Source organism: Streptomyces canus, from assembly GCF_041435015.1.
In the GTDB taxonomy this organism is placed as follows: Bacteria; Actinomycetota; Actinomycetes; order Streptomycetales; family Streptomycetaceae; genus Streptomyces; species Streptomyces canus_G.
In genome coordinates, this window is sequence record NZ_CP107989.1 from 1676513 (window position 1) to 1695580 (window position 19068).

Below are 19068 nucleotides of genomic sequence, written 5' to 3' on the forward strand. Positions count from 1 at the left end.
TGAGACACCGTGTCACACACCTGAGGTGTGTGCGCTGCGTGCGACCTCGGCACACGAGCCGTTCCGACGAGCCGGGCCCTGTCCCCGCCCTCCGGTTTCCTCTCGTCTCCCGTCGCCGCGGGTGTCTCGATACGCGTTTGCCCCTTCTCGCTTCGAGCAACCGCGGAGACTCGTATGTCTACTTCCATCACCTGCACCTCGCTCGCCTTCTCCTGGCCCGACGGCACCCCCGTCCTCGAGGGCCTCGACATCGCCTTCGGCCCCGGCCGGACCGGTCTCGTCGGCATCAACGGGTCGGGGAAATCAACCCTGTTGAAACTCATCGCCGGTGAACTCACTCCGGCCGACGGTGCCGTACGGGTGGCGGGCGAGGTCGCTCACCTCCCGCAGAACGTCACGCTCGACACCGGCCTGAAGGTCGACGAGGCGCTCGGCATCGCCGCGCAGCGCGCCGCCCTGCACGCCATCGAGGCGGGCGACGTGGCCGAGGAGCACTTCGAGACGGTCGGCGACGACTGGGACGTGGAGGAGCGGGCCCTGGCCACTCTCGGCGAACTCGGGCTCGGCCACATCGAGTTGGACCGCCGGATCGGCGAGGTCTCGGGCGGCGAGTCGGTGCTGCTGCGGCTGGCGGCGCTGCTGCTGCGCCGCCCGGACGTCCTGCTTCTCGACGAGCCCACCAACAACCTCGACCTGTACGCCCGCAGGCGCCTGTACACGGCCGTCGCCTCCTGGCCCGGGGTCATGGTCGTGGTCAGCCACGACCGCGAACTCCTCGACCTGGTCGACCAGATCGCCGATCTGCGCTCCGGGGAGGTCACCTGGTACGGCGGCAACTTCTCCGCCTACGAGGAGGCCCTGGCCGTCGAACAGGACGCGGCGGAGCGGATGGTGCGGGTCGCCGAATCCGACTTCCGCAAGCAGAAACGCGAACTGGTCGACGCCCAGGTCAAGTTGGCACGGCGCAAGCGGTACGGCCAGAAGATGTTCGAGCAGAAGCGTGAGCCGAAGATCGTCATGGGGGCGCGCAAGCGGTCGGCACAGGAGTCCGCGGGCAAGCACCGCATCATGCACGAGGAGAAACTCGCCGAGGCCAAGGACCGGCTCGACGAGGCGGTGGAGGCCGTGCGGGACGACGACGAGATCCGCGTCGACCTGCCGCACACGGCCGTGCCGCCGGGCCGTACGGTGCTGACCCTCATGAACCTGGAACTCGCCTACGGCGCACAGGTGAAGGGCGGGCTCGATCTGCGGGGCCCCGAGCGGGTCGCGCTGATCGGGCGCAACGGCGCGGGCAAGACGACGCTGCTGCGCACGATCGCCGGGGAACTGGAGCCGGTGTCGGGCGAGGCGACGGCGCATGTCCCGCTCCGCTTCCTGCCCCAGCGCCTGGACGTCCTCGACGGCGAGCTGTCGGTCGCCGAGAACGTGGCCCGGTTCGCGCCGGGTGCCACCAACAACCGGGTGCGGGCCCGTCTCGCCCGCTTCCTGTTCCGGGGCGCCAGGGCCGACCAGCAGGCGTCGACGCTGTCCGGTGGCGAACGCTTCCGGGCGGCCCTGGCCGCGCTGATGCTGGCGGAGCCCGCACCTCAGCTGCTCATGCTCGACGAGCCGACGAACAACCTCGACATGGCGAGCGTGCGGCAACTGACATCAGCCCTGGAGTCGTACGAGGGCGCGCTGGTCGTGGCCAGTCACGACCTGCCGTTCCTGGAGTCGCTCGCCATCACGCGCTGGCTGATGCTGGACGGTGAGCTGCGGGAGGTCACTCCGGAGGCCCTGGAGTTCCCTGCGTAGCGTCCACGGCGGTGACGACGGCCGCCAGATCCGCGCCCGCCCGGAGCAGCGCCACGCTCCGGGCGGCGAGCTGGTCGAGCCGTCCCCGCAGGATGCGCCGGGCGTCCTCCAGTCCGTCGCGGCCGTCCAGGGAGCCCATGACCTCACGCACGGCCGGAATGCCGTAACCGCCCGCGCGCAGGGCGGCGACGACCCGTGCCGCCCCGACGGCCGCCGGCCCGTAGCGACGCGCGCGCAGGGTGGTCACCCGCTCGGGGAGCACAAGCCCTTCCTGCTCCCAGAACCTGAGGGTGGAGGACCGCACTCCGAGCGCCTCCGCGAGCTGCGTGATGGTCATGGACTCGTCGTCCCGGCCGTCCTCTTCGGCCTGGATGCCCTGGAGCGCCCGCTGGGCGCGCAGAGCCTCCTCGCGTTCCCGCGCGAGCCGGGCGTGGACCGCGTCGATCTCCGCGGCCGCCTTTTCGATCGTCGCCGTCCGCAGCTCGGCGAGCAGGCGCCGGGACTCGACGGGGCCGACGGCACCGGCGAGTCCCCGATAGGCGCGCAGAGCGTGCACGTGGAGCGGCGTGTAGGAGCGGTAGCCGTTGTCCGACCGTACGGCCGGCGGAATCACCCCCAGCCGCTCCAGGTCGCGCACCTGCTGCACCGAGTACCCGGACTCCCTGGCGACGTCGACGGTGCGCATCGTTCGGCCAACCCCACATGAGCACTTGAAGGTCACGCTTGAACCATGAGTATGGAGCAGATCATCGAGACCGTGCGCGGCTTCGAGGGGGCGCTCGTGGTCGTCCCGGAGCCGGGTGGGGACTTTCCCGAGATCGCGTGGGGCGACGCGTTCTTCTATTACGCCCCCGACGGCCGGATACCCCCGGCCACACAGCCCTACGGCACGATCGTCACCAAGAACTACCCCGACGACAGCGCGTCCGACCTCGACCCCCCGGGCCGCTGGCGGGTCAACGTCCATGTCGGCCGGACGGCGCTTCCGGAACTTGTCGGGGCGCGGTACGACCTCGCGGCGGCCGACGTGGTGCTGCCGCACCCGGTCTACGGCCCCCTCGGCTGGATCTGCGTCGTGAATCCGGGCGAGCGGACGACCGGGACCGTCGTACGACTGCTGCGTGAGGCCCACGAGGCGGCACGCGCGCGTGCGGCGCGGCGGCGCTCGTGAGCCGTGGAGCGTCTCAGGAGGGCCACAGCCTGACTCCGGGGGTTTTGTCGACACGGACCGGCGCTGCATGATGGCTGACCGGCGCCCGTCACGGATGCCGCCCCTGTCCCGCCGATACGGAGTTCCCCTCGTGCCCAGCAAGAAGGCCCTCGTCCGCCGCCCCAGCCCGCGCCTCGCCGAAGGTCTGGTGACGCACGTCGAGCGGGAGAAGGTCGACGTCGACCTCGCGCTCGAACAGTGGGAGACGTATGTCGAGGCCCTGCGCACGCATGGCTGGGAGACCGTCGAGGTGGACCCGGAGGACGACTGCCCGGACTCGGTGTTCGTCGAGGACACGGTGGTCATGTACAAGAACGTCGCGCTGATCGCCCGCTCCGGCGCGGAGTCCCGGCGCGAGGAGACCATCGGCGTCGAGGAGGCCGTGGCGCGCCTGGGCTGCTCGGTGAACTGGATCTGGGAGCCGGGCACCCTGGACGGCGGTGACGTGCTGAAGATCGGTGACACGATCTACGTCGGCCGGGGCGGGCGTACCAACGCGGCCGGCGTCCAACAGCTGCGGGCCGCCTTCGAACCGCTCGGGGCCCAGGTCGTCGCCGTACCGGTGAACAAGGTGCTGCACCTGAAGTCGGCGGTCACCGCGCTGCCCGACGGAACCGTCATCGGGCACATCCCCAAGGTGGACCGGCCCGCGCTCTTCCCGCGCTTCCTGTCCGTGCCCGAGGAGGCCGGCGCCCACGTCGTCCTGCTCGGCGGCCCCAAGCTGCTCATGGCGGCGAGCGCGCCGAAGACGGCGGAGCTGCTCACCGACCTCGGTTTCGAACCGGTTGTGGTGGACATCAGCGAGTTCGAGAAGCTCGAAGGCTGTGTGACGTGTCTCTCAGTTCGATTGCGGGACCTGTACGCCTGATCGGGTGTGCGCATCATCCCCAACGGCCCCGGACCTGCGGCTCCCGGGGCCGCTTGTCATGCCCGGGGAACACCGCTGGTCAGGGGTCTTTACGGCACACTTAACCTACGGTCTCGTAACCTACGGTTTCGTAGCCTACGATTCCGTAGGTTACCCGGCACCGCTCGCCGATCCCCCTCAACTGTTCACCCCGTCCCCCTGGAGCACCTGTGACGATCACTTCCCCTCACCTCGGCAGCCCGTCCTCCGCCTGGACCGACGCGCGACTGCTGTACGCGCTGGAGGAAGTGGTCGAGACGGAACTCAACCGGCATCTCAAGGTCACCAAGGACTGGATGCCGCACGAGTACGTCCCGTGGAGCGACGCCCGCAACTTCCCCGGTTTCTTCGAGGACGGTGAGGCCTGGGAGAAGGGCCAGTCCAAGGTCACCGAGATCGGGCGGATCGCCCTGGTCGTGAACCTCCTCACGGAGGACAACCTCCCCAGCTACCACCACGAGATCGCCTCGCTCTTCGGCCGCGACGGCGCCTGGGGCACCTGGGTGCACCGCTGGACCGCCGAGGAGGGCCGGCACGGCATCGTGATGCGCGACTATCTGCTCGCCTCGCGCGCGGTGGACCCGGACCAGCTGGAGCAGTTCCGGATGGCCCACATGAGCGAGGGCTTCGAGTCGGACAACCGCCACTCGATGCTGCACTCGGTGGCCTATGTCTCCTTCCAGGAGCTCGCGACCCGCGTCTCGCACCGCAACACCGGCCACCAGTCCGGGGACCCGGTCTGCGACCGCATGCTGGCGCGCATCGCCACCGACGAGAACCTGCACATGGTCTTCTACCGGAACCTGCTGAAGGCGGCCTTCGAGCTGGCGCCCGACCTGACGATGATGGCGGTGCGCGACGTCATCGTGAACTTCCGGATGCCCGGCCACGGCATGCCCGGCTTCGAGCGGGCCGCCGCGCAGATGGCGATCGGCGAGATCTACAACATGCGCATCCACCACGACGACGTCATCCAGCCCGTCCTGCGCTACCTGAAGGTCCTGGAGATCGACGGTCTCGGCCCCGAGGGCCTCAAGGCCCAGGAGGAACTCGGTCTGTACATGAGCGGCCTGGACGCGGAGGCGTCGAAGTTCGACGAGAAGCTGGCGGCGCGCAAGGCGCGGATGGCGGCTCGCGCGGCAGGGGCCTGACGCCGACCTGACCGGCCCGCCGAATATCCGGTGCGGGCCGCCCGTCGCCTGGGTCATCATGCGGCCACGCATGACAGCAGCAAGGATCAGCGGGCCGTCGGCTTCCTGGCGCAGCTCTTCGGCACGTTCCACGGAACGGCGCCTGAGCTGATCATGACGGCGTGCGCGATCGTCTGATCCTGCCGGGAGGGGGCGGGGCGGATCGATGCGCACCAGCGTGCTCCGGTTCTGGCGACCGGTGCGCCTGCCTCTGGGTGCGTTGCTTGAGCATGGCGTGCAGCACGTCGATGCGGCGGCAAGCCGAGAAAGGGCGCGCACCTTGCCTGCGTCGTGTGCTCGGCGCACGCTGGTCGTATGGGTGCTCACGACGGTGGCCCTACGCTCATCACATCCGTGCAGCGTGCCCTCCGCCTGCTGGAGGCGGTGAGCGCGCACGAGAACGGTGCGCCGGCGAAGAAACTGGCACGTGAGACGGGACTGCCCCTGGCCACCGCCTATCACCTGCTGCGGACGCTGGTCCACGACGGATACATACGGAAGCTGGACGACGGCGGGTTCGTCCTGGGCGACAAGGTGCAGACGCTGCACACCACGAGCCGGGGCCAGGCGCTCCTCAGCCGCATCCGTCCCACACTCGCCGCTCTGCGGGACGAGCTCGCGACCGCCGCCTACCTCACCTTCTACGAGGAGGGCGAGATTCGAGTCGCCGAGATCGTCGACGGCCCCCAGGCGCCCCGTGTCGACCTCTGGGTGGGATTCGAGGACGCGGGGCACGCCACCGCGTTGGGCAAGTCCGTGCTGCGAGAACTGGATGACGCCTCACGCAAGGACTACCTCTCCCGGCACTCCCTCGCCGACCTCACACCACGGACCATCACCAGCCCTCCGGAACTGCTCCGGCGACTCGACTCCTCACCCGTGGCCCCGGCCGTCACGGACATGGAGGAGTATTCCCTCGGTACGATCTGTGTCGCCGTGCCCGTCTACAACGGGGACACACTCGGTTCGCTCGGCGTCTCACTGCGGGCGGACCGGCTCTCACGACTCGAGGAGATCCTGGCGCGGCTGATCCCGGCCGCGAGTCGCGTGACCAGGGGTCTCTCGCTCACTATCTGAAAACCACCTCCTTGTGGCTCCCGGGCTATACCTCTTTCCTGGATGAAAGAGACATTTCAGCACCCCCCACAAGGTGAGGACTACGGACGAAGCATGAGTCAGGTTCGAAACCACGACGGCGACCCATGGCTGATTCGCCCGTTCAGGAACCGAGCGGCCGGTCCCGGGTCGGCGGCCCGGAAGCGTGTCGTCGCACAGTTGGCCGCCGGTACACCCGCACTGCCCGTGCTGATCGTCTCCCTCATCGTGCTCGTCGCAGTCATGTGCGGAGCAGGGACGATCTGGCTGCCACTCCTCGCGGCCGGGCCGGCACTGGCCGCCACCACCGGCGGGCCGCGCGGAGTCCTCTGCGTCGGCATCCTCGCCGCGGTCCTGGGCGCGACGCTCGGAACCCGGGACGGCGTTCCGGGATATGAGCTGACGGCCGTACTGTCCGCCCTGGCGGCCGTCACGTTGGCAAGTGGCCTCGCCAGCGCGTTGCGCGGACGTCGTGAACGGGTCCTCGCGGCCGTCCGCTCGGTCGCGGAGGCCGCCCAGCATGCGCTCCTCAAGCCCGTACCGGCGACTGTCGGCCCGTTCCAGGTGGCCGTCCGCTACAGCGCCGCGGCGGCGGAGGCCCGTATCGGCGGGGATCTCTACGCGCTGGTGCCCACCCCGTACGGGGTCAGACTGATCGTCGGCGATGTGCGCGGCAAGGGGCTGCCGGCCGTGGGGACCGCCGCACTCGTACTCGGTGTCTTCCGTGAGGCCGCCTACGACGAGCCCGATCTCCTCGCCGTCGTCGACAGAATCGAGCGGAGTCTGGCGCGCAACCTTGGTGTTGACGACTTCGTCACCGCCGTGGTCGCCGGGTACCCGCAGGCAGGCCATCTGGAGATGGTCAACTGTGGCCACGCGCCTCCGCTGCTGGTGCGCGAATCCGGCACCGTGGTGGCGGTGGAGCCCTCCCATCCGGCCCCGCCCCTCGGGCTGCGCGCCCTCACGGACGAGACCCCCGGCCTCCAGGTGCTGGCTTTCGCCGAGGGGGATCAACTGCTGCTCTACACCGATGGGGTCACCGAGGCCCGCAACCACGGCCGTGAGTTCTACCCGCTCGCCGAAGGGCTGGCCCGCCACTTGTCCGACGAGCCGGCCGGCACCCTCACCGCGCTCCATGACGAACTGCTGGCCCATGTGGGCGGCCGACTGCACGACGACGCGGCGCTGCTCCTGCTCCGCAAACCGCCCGCTTCCGCAAGCGAAGCCGCCGTTCCCGGAGCGGTGTCGGACGCCGGTCGTTGCAGCGGCTCACGCGCTCCGTCCCCTCGCGATCCCGGGCCTCTGCCACGGGCGCGGTCGACGTGGCGACCAGAACGCCTCCCTGAGGAGGTAAACCCCTGGTCAACGGCGTAACGCGTGTCTCGCCTCGGCAAGGCGGTGCGCCTGCCTCTGCGCTACGCCCGGGTGCGCTCCGGGATCCTCACCGCTCTCCCGGCCCGTCGGCTCATCGGTTTTCCACCCGCCTGATCGCCAGCCGTTCCTTCTCGGAGAGGCCGCCCCAGACGCCGAAGCGTTCGTCGTTGGCCAGGGCGTACTCGAGACAGGCCGAGCGCATCTCGCACATGCCGCAGATGCGCTTCGCCTCTCGTACCGAGCTGCCCGGCTCGGGAAAGAAGAAGTCCGCCCCGGTCTGCGCGCACAACGCCTGCGCCTGCCAGGCGGGGTCGGTCGGGGTGATGGTGTCGATGTGCATGGCCGAGATCGTGCCGGGCAGCGAAAAACGTTCGATCAACGCGCGATCAACGGCCCTGTTCATGGCCTCCGGACGCCTCGATGGTCCTCCGGCCGGTGCGGGGGTGCACGGCGGCGCGCGGAAGCGGTTCATTCGACGGGCCGCTGCGTCGTCCCGGCGGCGATTGTCAGTGGACGGTGCCAGACTCGGCACTGCAGGCAACGGGACCCCTCAGAGGAGTGCAGAGATGCTCACGACCCGTTATGTCACCGGCGCTCCGAACTGGCTCGACCTCGGTACCCCCGACATCGACGGCGCCACCACCTTCTACGGCGGCCTGTTCGGCTGGGAGTTCCAGCCGGGCCCGCCGGAAGCCGGCGGTTACGGCTTCTTCCAGCTCGCCGGCAGAACCGCCGCAGGCGGCATGCAGACCACACCGGAGCAGGGCCCGCCCTCCTGGACCGTGTACTTCCAGACCCCGGTCGCGGACGCCACCGCGAAGGCGGCCGAGCAGGCGCACGGCTCGGTGCTGATGCAGCCCATGGACGTGATGGGCCAGGGCAGCATGGCGATCCTCGCCGACAAGGCGGGTGTGCCCTTCGGCATCTGGCAGCCCAAGCAGAACAAGGGGCTCCAGGTCACCCAGGAGCCGGGCTCGCTGTGCTGGGTCGAGCTGTACACGGCCGACCTGCCGATGGCCGCCTACTTCTACCGTGCGACTCTCGGCCTGGAGACCTACGGGGTCGACTTCCCGGGCGGCACGTACACGACCGTGCTGCCGGACGGGCAGGGCGAGGACGCCATGTTCGGCGGCATCGTCCCGTTCGCCGACGATCCACTGGAGGCGCGGGCCGGGGCGTGCTGGATGCCGTACTTCGAGGTCACGGACACGGACGATACGGTGGCGAAGGCACAGCAGTTGGGCGGCAGCATCCGGCTGCCCGCCACGGACGTGCCGGGCGTCGGCCGGGTCGCCAAGCTGGCCGACCCGTACGGCGCCCGCTTCGCGATCATCAAGAGCGCCCCGCAGCAGACGTGACCGGGGCGGGGGATCACGCCGAGGCGCGGCGGACCAGCGTGGTCGGCAGGACGACACCGGCCGGTGTGGCTCCCCCGCTCCTTCGGTCGAGGTCTCGCAGCAGCAGGCGGGCCATCAACCGGCCCATCTCCTCGATGTCCTGACGGACCGTCGTCAGCGGCGGATCGGTCTGTTCGGCGACCGGCAGCATGTCGTCGAAGCCGATCACCGCCACGTCCTCGGGCACCCGGCGCCCCCGCTCGCGCAGCACGCGCAGGGCGCCGGACGCGGTGAGGTCGTTGGCGGCGAACACCGCGTCCACGTCCGGGCACCGGTCGAGGAGTTCGCGCATCGCCCGCTCCCCGCCGGCCGGGGTGAAGTCGCCCCGCACGACAAGCTCCGGGTCGGCGTCGCCCATGACGTCCTTGTAGCCGTCGAGCCGGTCGGCGGCGGAGGTCTGGTCGAGGGGGCCGGTGATGTGGGCGACACGGGTGCGCCCGAGTCCGACGAGATGCCGCACGGCCTCGCGGGCACCGCCCCGGTTGTCGCTGTCGACGTACACGACATCCGTCGTCCCGTCGCTCCACCCGGGCCTGCCGCCGAACACCGTGGGGACACCGGCCCGTTGGATCAGTTCCGGCAGCGGGTCGTCGAGGTGCAGCGAGAAGACGAGCGCCCCGTCGACGTGGCCTCCGGCGAGGTAGCGTCCGACGCGGGCGTGGTCGTCGCGGCCCTCGGTGAGCAACAGCACCAGTTGATTGTCGTGGGCGGTCAACTCCTTGCTGATGCCCCGGAGTTGCAGCGCGAAGAAAGGGTCTGCGAAGACCCTGGTCTCCGGTTCGGCCACGACCACGGCGACGGCGTCATGGCGCCGGGTGACAAGACTGCGGGCGGCCTGGTTGGGGACGTAACCGAGCTCTTCGACGGCCCGGCGCACCCGCTCGACGAGCGGCTCCCTGACCCCGTCCCCGCCGTTCACCACCCGGGACACGGTGGCCCGCGACACCCCGGCCCGGGCCGCCACGGCCTCCAGTGTGGGGCGCGGCACTGTGTCGGTCACTTGGGGGCTCCTCGTCAGCGGGTGCGGATCAGGATAGCCCCGGATGGACGAGCGGTGAGAGCGCTCTCGGGGTGGGCGAAAGAGGCTTGCGCACCGGGATCACTGACGCGGGCACCCTGCACCGGTCAGTGCTGGACCACTCGTGAAGGGCTTCAGGCCAGCAGATCCACCCGCCGCCCGATCCCCTCCCGCTCGGCTCGCCCGTACGCCGTCCAGGCCAGCGCGAGGTCCTGCCAGGGCATGCCCACGGGGGCGTAGACCGTGCGGTCCGTTTCGGTCGTCCGGCCGGGGTGCTCGGACCGTGTCACCTCGCCGAGGGTCGCGTCGGCCGTCCTCAGCACTCCCACGCCCGCCGTGAGTTCACGATCGTCTACCACCAGGAGCGCGGCGCCCAGCAGATCGGGGGCCAGTTCCGCCTTGCCGGGCTCGTCCACGCCCAGGCTCGTGAAGTGCTGGCCCGGCCTGGTGTCCCGCAGGTGCAGCAGTGGTTCCCTCGACCAGGTCCCCGACAGGACGATGTCGGCGGCCTGGGCGACCTCCACGGCGGAGGACACCACACGTCCACCGTGCCGCGCGGCGAACTCCGCGGCGCGGTCGGCGGACGTGTCCTGGACGACGAGGGCGCTGCGGGGCCGTAGCGTCCCAAGGCCCCGCACCATCAACTCGGCCTGTGCGCCCGCCCCGATCACTCCGACGACGTCTCCCCGGCCGGCGAGCAGATGGGTGCCCAGGGCGGCCGCGAGGCCTGTGCGCCAGGCCGTGACCGTCGCCGAGTCCAGCAGTGCCAGCAACTCGCCGTCGGCGCCGCTGTGCAGGCAGATCACCCCGCGCAGGGCCGGCCGGGCGGCGGGGAACTTGGCGTTGACCTTCACCGTGTAGGCCGGGATACCGGGGAGCAGGCCCGGGATCAGTGCGGTGGCCGTACCGGGGAACGGGAGGTCCGTGCGCACCCGTTGTCCCCTGATCGGCACCGCCTCCGTGTGCCGGAAGCCCTCCCGCAGGGCGTCGATGCAGGCTCCCGGCTCCAGCACCGCTTCCAGATCACCACGAGTGAGAAGAAGAGTCACCCGTCCATGATCCGTCAGTGCGCGTGCCCGGCCTGGTGCTCCGTGTGCTCGTGCGGCTCGTACCCGGGGATCGTGCCGTCCGTCTTCTTCACCAGGAACAGGCCCACCATGCCCATGTCGGAGTGGCTCTGCACGTGGCAGTGGTACATCCAGGCGCCCGCCCCCACCCCCTCCCCCGCGATCACCTGGAAGCCGAAGGAGTCCGCCGGGCCCACGATCTTGTTGTCGATGACCTGGCTCGGGTCGTCGGGGCCGGTGAGCATGCCCGTGCGGTTGTCCGCCCAGCGGTGACCGTGCATGTGGAAGGTGTGGTAATACTCGCCGTGGGTGATCATCACGAACTCGACCCGATCGCCCACCGTGGCCTCGAAGTCGGGCCCCGAGTGTGCGGGCTTGTTGTTGATGAGCATGTCGTTGAAGACGATTGTGTGGGTCGCGTCCGGGAGGACATCGCCCTTGCGGCGGACGATTACCGGTCCGTAGAGGCCCTTGCGGATACCGCCGGTTCCGTGTTCCGTGCCGACCACGTGGTCGTGGTAGTGCCAGTAGCCCGCGCTGCCCGCCCGCCAGGTGCCGTCGCTCCGGCGGCCCGGCACATGGGTGCGCCAGGTGTAGGTGCGGGTGCCGCCCGGCTCGACGTCGCTCTTGTTCAACTTGGTGCCGTCGCTGGAGATTTCGTAGTCCAGGCCGTGGACGTGCAGGCTCGCCCTGACGTCCATGGTGTTCTCGAAGTCGATGTGCAGCGTGTCACCCTCGTTGAGCTCGATGAGCGGGCCGGGGACGGTCGCCTTGCCCTTCTCGAGGCCGTACCCCATCTGCCCGTCGGCGAGCTTCTCGGCGTACAGCTTGATGCGCTTGACCTCGCCGCCGCCCGGGGCCGCCTGCGCCGGACCTGTGTCGCTCCGGGCCTCCGGCGCCAGGGACAACGATGTCGCGACAGCCGCACCGCCGAGCAGCACCCGCCGGTTGAACCCACGTCTGTCCAGTGCGCCCATGCGGAACTCCCCACCGTGATACGGATTTTGCGGAGACGTGCCTGTGATGAACCTGTGAGACGGTACCGGCCTCCGAGTCGTTTATCCACACTCAGGACAAAGTTCGACCGATCCCGGTCATAGGTATTGGCGAGTGACGCAAAGGGGTCTAGCTTCCATGGCGCTGTTGCTGTGACCGAGGAGGTGCCCATGCACTTACGAGGGTTGAGCGCGAGAAGCGGAGGAAGCACGAGAAGACGGGTCTGGACGGCCACCGTGACCGCGGGGGTCGTCGCCGCCGGGCTGATGTCCGGACCGGCGGCGGGCGCGCTGCCGGCTCCCGATCCGTCCGCGACAACGATGTCCGTCAAGTCGCCCCCGGGCGGCGCCGATGTACGGGTGCTGGTCTTCTACGGGTCCGCGGCCGCCGGGGACGAGTCACCGGTCGTCAACGCCGGGATCGCCGCCGTCGAGAAGATCGGGCTGTCCGGTCCCGTGAACCAGCGGTTCGAGACCGAGGCCACGGACGACGCCAGAGTCTTCACCGACGAGAAGGCGCTGGGGAGTTACAACGCGATCGTCTTCCTGACCGGCGGCGGCGATGTCCTCGACCCCGACCAGGAGGCCGGCCTGGAGGCCTACATGGAGGCGGGCGGCGGCTTCGTCGGCATCCATGACGCGGCCCGCGCCGAGCCGTACTCCGACTGGTTCACGGGCCTCGTCGGCGCCCGTCCGGCCGCCTCCAGCCCGACGGCCGTCCAGCGGGCCACCGTTGAGGTGGGCGACCGGCAGCATCCGGCGACCAAGGATCTGCCGGTGCAGTGGAAGCGTCCCGACCAGTGGTTCAACTGGACGAAGAACCCGTCCGGCGACGTGCACACCGTGGCCCGGGTGCGCGAGTCGACCTACCAGCCCGGCGCGAGCGCCAACGGCTGGGACCACCCGGTGAGCTGGTGCCGCGACTACGACGGCGGCCGGTCCTTCTACACCGGCATGGGCGGCACGGTGGCCTCGTACGACGAGACCGACTTCCGGACCCATCTGCGCGGTGCGCTGCTGTGGACCTCACGGCTCGTGCAGGCCGACTGCAAGGCGACCATCAACGCCAACTACAAGGCCGAACGCCTCACCCAGCCCAACCAGGCGGGGCAGAGCGACCAGATCGGCGAGCCGCACGGCCTGGTCACCGCCCCCGACGGGCGCGTCCTGTACATCGGCCGGGGTGGCGCCGACTCCTCCCAGCCGGTGATCACCGACTGGAACAACCCGGACGTCGGCAAGGGCAAGGGCCAGATCCACGTCTACGACCCGGCGACCAAGAAGGTCACCCTGGCGGGCGAGTTGACCGTCTTCGGCAACAAGGGCGGCGGCGACGAGCTGGTGAAGGTCGAGGAAGGCCTGCTCGGGATCGAGCTCGACCCGCGCTTCGAGCAGAACGGCTGGGTGTATCTGCACTACACCCCGCACGACCGGCTCAACCGTGACACCCGGATCGCCGAGCGTCGGGTCTCCCGCTTCACGCTCGACCCGGCGACGAACAAGCTGGACCTGAACAGCGAGAAGGTCCTGCTCAAGTGGCCGGTCCAGGTGCACAGTTGCTGCCACGCCGGCGGCGGGATGTCCTGGGACTCCAAGGGCAACCTGTACATCGCGACCGGCGACAACAACTCCAGTGGCTTCAGCGGCGGTTACTCCGGCAACAACCCGCAGCCGAACTTCAAGGGCGTCTCCTTCGCGGACGCGCGCCGCACCGCCGGCAACACCAACAACCTCAACGGCAAGATCCTGCGCATCCACCCGGAGCCCGACGGGACGTACACGCTGCCCGAGGGGAACCTCTTCACGGGCAAGGAGACCGCCGAGGGCGGCGGCAAGACCCGCGGCGAGATCTATGTCATGGGCGTCAGGAACCCGGCCCGCATCTTCGTCGACAAGAAGACCGACATCCTGTACGCGGGGTGGGTCGGCCCGGACGCGAGCGCGCCCTCGACGACCTGGGGACCGGCCAAGTACGACACCTTCGCCGTCATCACCAAGGCGAGCAACCGGGGCTGGCCGTACTGCATGGGCAACAAGCAGCCCTACCGGGACCGCAACCTGCCGGATCCCAACCAGCCGCTGGGCTGGTACGACTGCGACCACCCGAAGAACGAGTCGCCCAACAACGACGGTCTGGTGAATCTCCCGCCCGTCACCGGCAACAACATCTGGTACTCGCCCCAGGGCGGCGCCCCGGACTACCCGCGCGACGCGAACGGCATCCCCTCCTACAAGCAGGAGGACGCCACGTACCTGCTGCCGTGGCTCAAGGGCGGCGGCCAGGCCGCGATGAACGGGCCGGTCTACCGCTACGCCACCGCCTCGGCCACCAGCACGGTCAAGTGGCCCTCCTACTGGGACGGCAAGTGGTTCGTCGGTGACTTCTACGACGCCGACCAGCCGCGCAACGCCGTCATCACCGATCCGAAGAACCACGGGGACGGTGGACTGCCCGTCCACTCGGAGTCGCTCAAGAAGATCGTGCCGATCGGCAACGACGGCATCAAGAACCTCATGGACTGGAAGTTCGGTCCGGACGGCGCGCTGTACGTCCTCGACTACGGGCGCGGCTTCTTCACCTCGGACGCCAAGTCGGCGCTGTGGCGGGTTACTTACCAGGGCGGCGGGCCCACCCCGGCCGCCGGACAGCTGGTTCGGGGAGGACAGTGATGCGCCGACAACGACCTCTGACCGTTCTGCTGGCCGCCCTGCTGATGATGCTCGGTCTGCAGTCGACATCCACGGCACAACCCGAGCGGACGGACGCGGCGGAACAGGTCCTCACCTGGACCGCCGGCGACGACATCACCAAGTACAACTCCGTCCCGACGACGGCTGTCGCGGGCTCGGCCACGATCGTCTTCGAGAACAGCACGGCCACCGGCAACACCACCGGTATGCCGCACACGTTGACCTTCGTGACCAGCGACCCCGAGTTCAACAACGACGTCGAACTCAACATCCTCGCCAACCCGAACGACGACATGGGCGGCCGCCACAGCGCCGAGGTCACGCTCACCCCGGGCCGCTACTTCTACCACTGCACGATCCCGGGCCACGGGCAGATGCAGGGCATCCTCGTGGTGACCGAGGGCAGCGGCGAGGACACCACCGCGCCCTCGGCGGCGACCCAGGTGACCGGCACGCAGAACGCGCAGGGCCAGTACGTCGGTTCGGCGAGCGTGGCGGTCACCGCGACCGACGAGGCCGGCGGCTCCGGCGTCGACCGGATCGAGTACGCGACCGGGGACACGGGCGCCTGGCAGCCGTACACCGCCCCGGTCGTCTTCGACCAGGTCGGCAGCCACACGGTGCGTTACCGAGCCGTCGACAAGGCGGGCAACGTCTCCGCGGAGAAGAGTGTCGACTTCACGGTCGTCGCCCGCCCCTCCGACGACACCGCTCCGCCGAACACCTCGGCGACGGTCAGCGGCGAGCAGAACCCCGACGGCACGTACCTCGACATGGCGACGGTGACCGTGTCGGCCTCCGACACCGGATCCGGGGTCAACACCATCGAGTACACGGTGAACGACGGGAGTTGGCAGCCGTACACCATGCCTGTGATGGTGCATCAGGTCGGTTCCCACACCGTGCGCTACCGGGCGACCGACAAGGCGGGCAACGTGGCCGCCGAGAAGAGCGTCCGGTTCACGGTGGTCGCCACGGCCCCGCAGGACACCACCCCACCGGTGACCGGTGTGACCGTGGACGGCACGCGGAACTCCGACGGGGCGTACGTGGGCAACGCCAAGGTGACCGTGAGCGCCACGGACGAGGGCGGTTCGGGTGTCGCGGGGGCGGAGTACTCGATCGACGCCGGACCGTATCTGGCGTACACCGCTCCCGTGGTCGTCGACCGGGCGGGCACCCACACCCTGGCGTACCGGGCGACGGACAAGGCGGGCAACACCTCGGCCGCGCGCACGGTGACCTTCACGGTGGTCTCCAGTCAGGTCCCGGCGCCCAACTGCGCGGAGTTGGACGAGCGGTTGACGGTGATCGTCGGCACGGTCGACTCCGGGGTGCCGAACCGGATCACCAACAGCCGGTGCCGTATCAACGAGTTGATCGAGGACGAGAAGGAGTGGACGTCTCACGCGCTGTTCCTCAAGCACGTGAAGTCCGTCCTGGACAAGCTCTTCAGGGACGGGGTCGTCGACGAGCGTGAGTACGACGCCATCGACGCGGCGGCCCGTGAGTCCGGCATCGGCAAGCCGGGGCAGACCGAGGGCTACCGCACGATCCTCGACGGCAGCGCGGCGTCCTTCGCCAAGTGGCAGCAGGTGGGCGGTGGTTCGTTCGCGCCCAACGGCGATGGGTCGATCACCTCCGGCACCACGAAGGACGGCCTCGGCATGCTCTGGTTCCCGGAGCGCAAGTACGGCGACTTCTCGCTCAAGCTCCAGTGGCGGGACGACGCCCCGGGCACCGGGAACGCCAACTCCGGTGTGTTCGTGCGGTTCCCGTGGGTCCACGACAACCCGGAGGAGCCCCGGCCGGAATGGGCCGCCATCAAGTACGGCCACGAGGTGCAGGTGCTCGACCGGCCCGACGGCGACATGTACAAGACCGGGTCGATCTACGGCTTCGACCGGGTGGGTCTCGCCGGTGCCGGCGTCACCCAGAAGGGCACCTGGAACGACTACGAGATCCGTGTGGTCGACCAGCACTACTCGGTCTACCGCAACGGCGTGCTGATCAACGAGTTCGACAACTTCGGCGGTCAGGACTTCTACCCGGCCCGCTCGGACGACCCGGGCACGGACGGGCGGCGGTTCGCCTCCGGCTACATCGGGCTCCAGGTGCACAGCACGACGGACGTGGTCTCGTACCGGGACGTCAGGATCAAGGAGCTGTAGGAGGCGTCTTCTTCGAAGCGGCCCGGCTCGGCTGTACCCGCTTGGGTTCCCCCGGCATCTTCGGATACTCGGGCGGGTACGGCAGATCGCCGAGCCCGTGGTCGTGCTCGTCACGGCGGGCCAGGTCCAGCAGGGCCTCCAGCGAGAACGCGTGATCGTCCATGTCCGCGTGCACATCGCCCAGTTCGGCGAAGCGCGCGGGCATGGTCGCGATGTCGAAGTCCTGCGGGTGCGCCTCGCCGACCTCCTCCCAGCGCAGGGGTGCGGAGACGGGGGCGTGCGGGCGGGGCCGTACCGAATAGGCGGAGGCGATCGTGCGGTCGCGGGCCGTCTGGTTGTAGTCGATGAAGATGCGCTTCCCCCTCTCCTCCTTCCACCATTTGATGGTCACGTGGTCCGGCATCCGGCGCTCCATCTCACGCCCGACCGCGATCGCGGCCCGCCGCACCTGGGTGAAGGTCCAGCGCGGTTCGATCGGCACGAAGACATGCAGGCCGCGTCCGCCGGAGGTCTTGGGCCAGCCGCGCAGACCGCCGAACTCCTCGAGCACCGACCGCAGTTCATGAGCCGCGCGCACGGCGTCGTCGTAGTCCGTGCCGGGCTGTGGGTCGAGGTCGATGCGGAGTTCGTCGGGACGGTCGACGTCGTCACGGCGGACCGGCCAGGGATGGAAGGTGAGGGTGCCGTACTGGGCGGCCCACAGGACGGCGGCCTCCTCGGTCGGGCACATCTCGTCGGCGCTGCGGCCGCTGGGGAAGGTGATGTGGGCGGTCGGGATCCAGTCGGGCATGTTCTTGGGCGCCCGTTTCTGGAAGAAGTTCTCGCCGGTCACACCGTCCGGGTAGCGCTCCAGGGTGGTGGGGCGGTCGCGCAGGGCGCGCAGGATGCCGGGGGCGACGGCCTGGTAGTAGCGGGCGAGGTCCAGCTTGGTGAAGCCGCGCTCCGGGAAGAAGATCTTGTCCGGGCTGGACAGCCGTACGGTCCGGCCGCCCGCCTCCAGTTCCACCGCGTCACCCATTCCGCCACGGTAGGCCCGTGGAGCACACCTCGCACATCAGGCGAAAAGCATCGGCTCCCAGCAGAATCAGGACCATGGATCTGCCGGTGATGCCCCCCGTGAAGCCCATGCTCGCCAAGTCGGTGGCGACGATCCCGCCGGACATGCACTACGAGGCGAAGTGGGACGGGTTCCGCGCCATCGTCTTCCGGGACAGGGCGGAGGTCGAGCTGGGCAGCCGTACCGGCAAGACGTTGACCAGGTACTTTCCCGAGCTGGTGGAGGCACTCGCGGCGCGTCTGCCCGAGCGGTGCGTGATGGACGGCGAGATCGTGATCGCGCGGGAGGGCCGCCTGGACTTCGACGCACTGACCGAGCGCATCCATCCGGCGGCCTCGCGGGTGCGGACGCTCGCCGAGCGGACGCCGGCCTCCTTCGTCGCCTTCGACCTGCTGGCCCTCCAGGACGAATCCCTGCTGAACGTCCCGCTGACCGACCGCAGGAAGCTGCTCACGACGGCTCTGTCCGGTGTCACGGCCCCGGTGCACGTCGCACCGGCGACCACGGACATCGACGTGGCCCGCCAATGGTTCGAGCAGTACGAGGGCGCGGGCCTGGACGGTGTCATCGCCAAGCCGCTCACCCTGCGCTATCTGCCGGACGAGCGCGCCATGTTCAAGATCAAGCACGAGCGCACGGCGGACGTGGTGGTGGCGGGCTACCGGCTCCACAAGAGCGGCCCTGTCGTCGGCTCCCTGCTGCTGGGGCTCCACGACGACCGGGGCACCCTCCAGCACGTCGGCGTGTCCGCGGCCTTCCCCATGAAGCGGCGCGCCGAGCTGATCGACGAGCTGGAGCCGCTGCGGATGGAGGACGCCTCCGGGCACCCCTGGGCGGCCTGGGCGGAGGAGGCCGCGCACGAGAGCGCCCGGCTGCCCGGGGCGCCGAGCCGCTGGTCGGGGAAGAAGGACCTGTCCTGGGTGCCGCTCAGGCCGGAGCGGGTGGCGGAGGTGGCGTACGACCACATGGAGAACGGCGTACGGTTCCGCCACACCGCCCGCTTCCGCCGCTGGCGGCCCGACCGGACGGCCGAGAGCTGCACGTACGCACAGCTGGAGGAGCCGGTGCGCTACGACCTGGACGAGATCCTGGGCTGACG

The 19068-nt window shown here is 69.7% G+C and carries 16 protein-coding genes; 10 read left to right on the forward strand and 6 right to left on the reverse strand.

The genetic code is table 11. From position 1 onward, the window contains the following. Positions 1-174: 174 nt before the first annotated feature. Positions 175-1797 (forward strand): ABC-F family ATP-binding cassette domain-containing protein, encoded by a 1623-nt coding sequence (locus tag OG841_RS07835; protein ID WP_371564181.1) that lies wholly within the window; start codon positions 175-177, stop codon positions 1795-1797. Here the strand turns inward: OG841_RS07835 and OG841_RS07840 are convergent. Then, positions 1766-2482: a MerR family transcriptional regulator gene (locus OG841_RS07840; RefSeq protein ID WP_371564183.1), complete on the reverse strand. Its 717-nt coding sequence runs from the start codon at positions 2480-2482 to the stop codon at positions 1766-1768. The genes OG841_RS07835 and OG841_RS07840 overlap by 32 nt on opposite strands. Before the next feature lie 51 nt (positions 2483-2533). Here OG841_RS07840 and OG841_RS07845 point away from each other — a divergent pair, with 51 nt between their 5' ends. The 5 genes from OG841_RS07845 to OG841_RS07865 all read left to right on the forward strand — a co-directional run bounded on the left by OG841_RS07845 (position 2534) and on the right by OG841_RS07865 (position 7573). Then, entirely contained in the window at positions 2534-2968 is a 435-nt protein-coding gene (locus OG841_RS07845) for a DUF6194 family protein (protein ID WP_371570608.1), read from the forward strand. 130 nt (positions 2969-3098) lie between these two features. Continuing rightward, the gene (gene ddaH, locus OG841_RS07850) at positions 3099-3875 is read left to right on the forward strand and encodes a dimethylargininase (RefSeq protein WP_328642107.1); all 777 of its coding nucleotides are present in this window, start codon (positions 3099-3101) and stop codon (positions 3873-3875) included. Positions 3876-4084: 209 nt separating this feature from the next. After that, on the forward strand, positions 4085-5065 hold the full coding sequence (locus OG841_RS07855; protein ID WP_328642106.1) for an acyl-ACP desaturase: 981 nt from the start codon (positions 4085-4087) through the stop codon (positions 5063-5065). A 354-nt stretch (positions 5066-5419) separates the two neighbouring features. After that, positions 5420-6181: an IclR family transcriptional regulator gene (locus OG841_RS07860; RefSeq protein ID WP_328642105.1), complete on the forward strand. Its 762-nt coding sequence runs from the start codon at positions 5420-5422 to the stop codon at positions 6179-6181. Between the two features lie 93 nt (positions 6182-6274). Next, positions 6275-7573 (forward strand): PP2C family protein-serine/threonine phosphatase, encoded by a 1299-nt coding sequence (locus OG841_RS07865; RefSeq protein ID WP_328642104.1) that lies wholly within the window; start codon positions 6275-6277, stop codon positions 7571-7573. Positions 7574-7664: 91 nt separating this feature from the next. Here the strand turns inward: OG841_RS07865 and OG841_RS07870 are convergent, their stop codons facing one another. Further along, entirely contained in the window at positions 7665-7913 is a 249-nt protein-coding gene (locus OG841_RS07870) for a WhiB family transcriptional regulator (protein WP_266514717.1), read from the reverse strand. Positions 7914-8139: 226 nt separating this feature from the next. Here OG841_RS07870 and OG841_RS07875 point away from each other — a divergent pair, with 226 nt between their 5' ends. Next, positions 8140-8931: a VOC family protein gene (locus tag OG841_RS07875; protein ID WP_371564187.1), complete on the forward strand. Its 792-nt coding sequence runs from the start codon at positions 8140-8142 to the stop codon at positions 8929-8931. Positions 8932-8944: 13 nt separating this feature from the next. On the opposite strand, the gene OG841_RS07880 is transcribed toward OG841_RS07875, so the two are convergent. The 3 genes from OG841_RS07880 to OG841_RS07890 form a co-directional block, all read right to left on the reverse strand. Next, positions 8945-9970, reverse strand: coding sequence for a LacI family DNA-binding transcriptional regulator (locus OG841_RS07880; protein ID WP_371564189.1), 1026 nt, complete (start codon positions 9968-9970; stop codon positions 8945-8947). A 152-nt stretch (positions 9971-10122) separates the two neighbouring features. Continuing rightward, on the reverse strand, positions 10123-11037 hold the full coding sequence (locus OG841_RS07885; RefSeq protein ID WP_365119078.1) for an ornithine cyclodeaminase family protein: 915 nt from the start codon (positions 11035-11037) through the stop codon (positions 10123-10125). Positions 11038-11051: 14 nt separating this feature from the next. Then, complete coding sequence (locus OG841_RS07890; RefSeq protein ID WP_328642100.1) at positions 11052-12032, reverse strand: multicopper oxidase domain-containing protein; 981 nt, start codon at positions 12030-12032, stop codon at positions 11052-11054. A gap of 189 nt (positions 12033-12221) precedes the next feature. Between OG841_RS07890 and OG841_RS07895 the strand changes: the two genes are divergently transcribed. Together OG841_RS07895 and OG841_RS07900 are read left to right on the forward strand one after the other, a co-directional pair. Next, complete coding sequence (locus tag OG841_RS07895; protein WP_328642099.1) at positions 12222-14720, forward strand: ThuA domain-containing protein; 2499 nt, start codon at positions 12222-12224, stop codon at positions 14718-14720. After that, positions 14720-16912 carry an OmpL47-type beta-barrel domain-containing protein gene (locus OG841_RS07900; RefSeq protein ID WP_328642098.1) on the forward strand — a complete coding sequence of 731 codons (2193 nt, stop codon included), beginning with the start codon at positions 14720-14722 and terminating at the stop codon, positions 16910-16912. The genes OG841_RS07895 and OG841_RS07900 overlap by 1 nt, the downstream gene beginning before the upstream one ends. On the opposite strand, the gene ligD is transcribed toward OG841_RS07900, so the two are convergent. Continuing rightward, positions 16899-17930, reverse strand: a complete 1032-nt coding sequence (gene ligD / locus OG841_RS07905) for a non-homologous end-joining DNA ligase (RefSeq protein ID WP_328642097.1) — start codon at positions 17928-17930, stop codon at positions 16899-16901. The genes OG841_RS07900 and ligD overlap by 14 nt on opposite strands. A 74-nt stretch (positions 17931-18004) precedes the next feature. On the opposite strand from ligD, the gene OG841_RS07910 reads away from it, so the two are divergent. Beyond that, on the forward strand, positions 18005-19066 hold the full coding sequence (locus tag OG841_RS07910; protein ID WP_328642096.1) for an ATP-dependent DNA ligase: 1062 nt from the start codon (positions 18005-18007) through the stop codon (positions 19064-19066). Positions 19067-19068 lie beyond the last annotated feature (2 nt).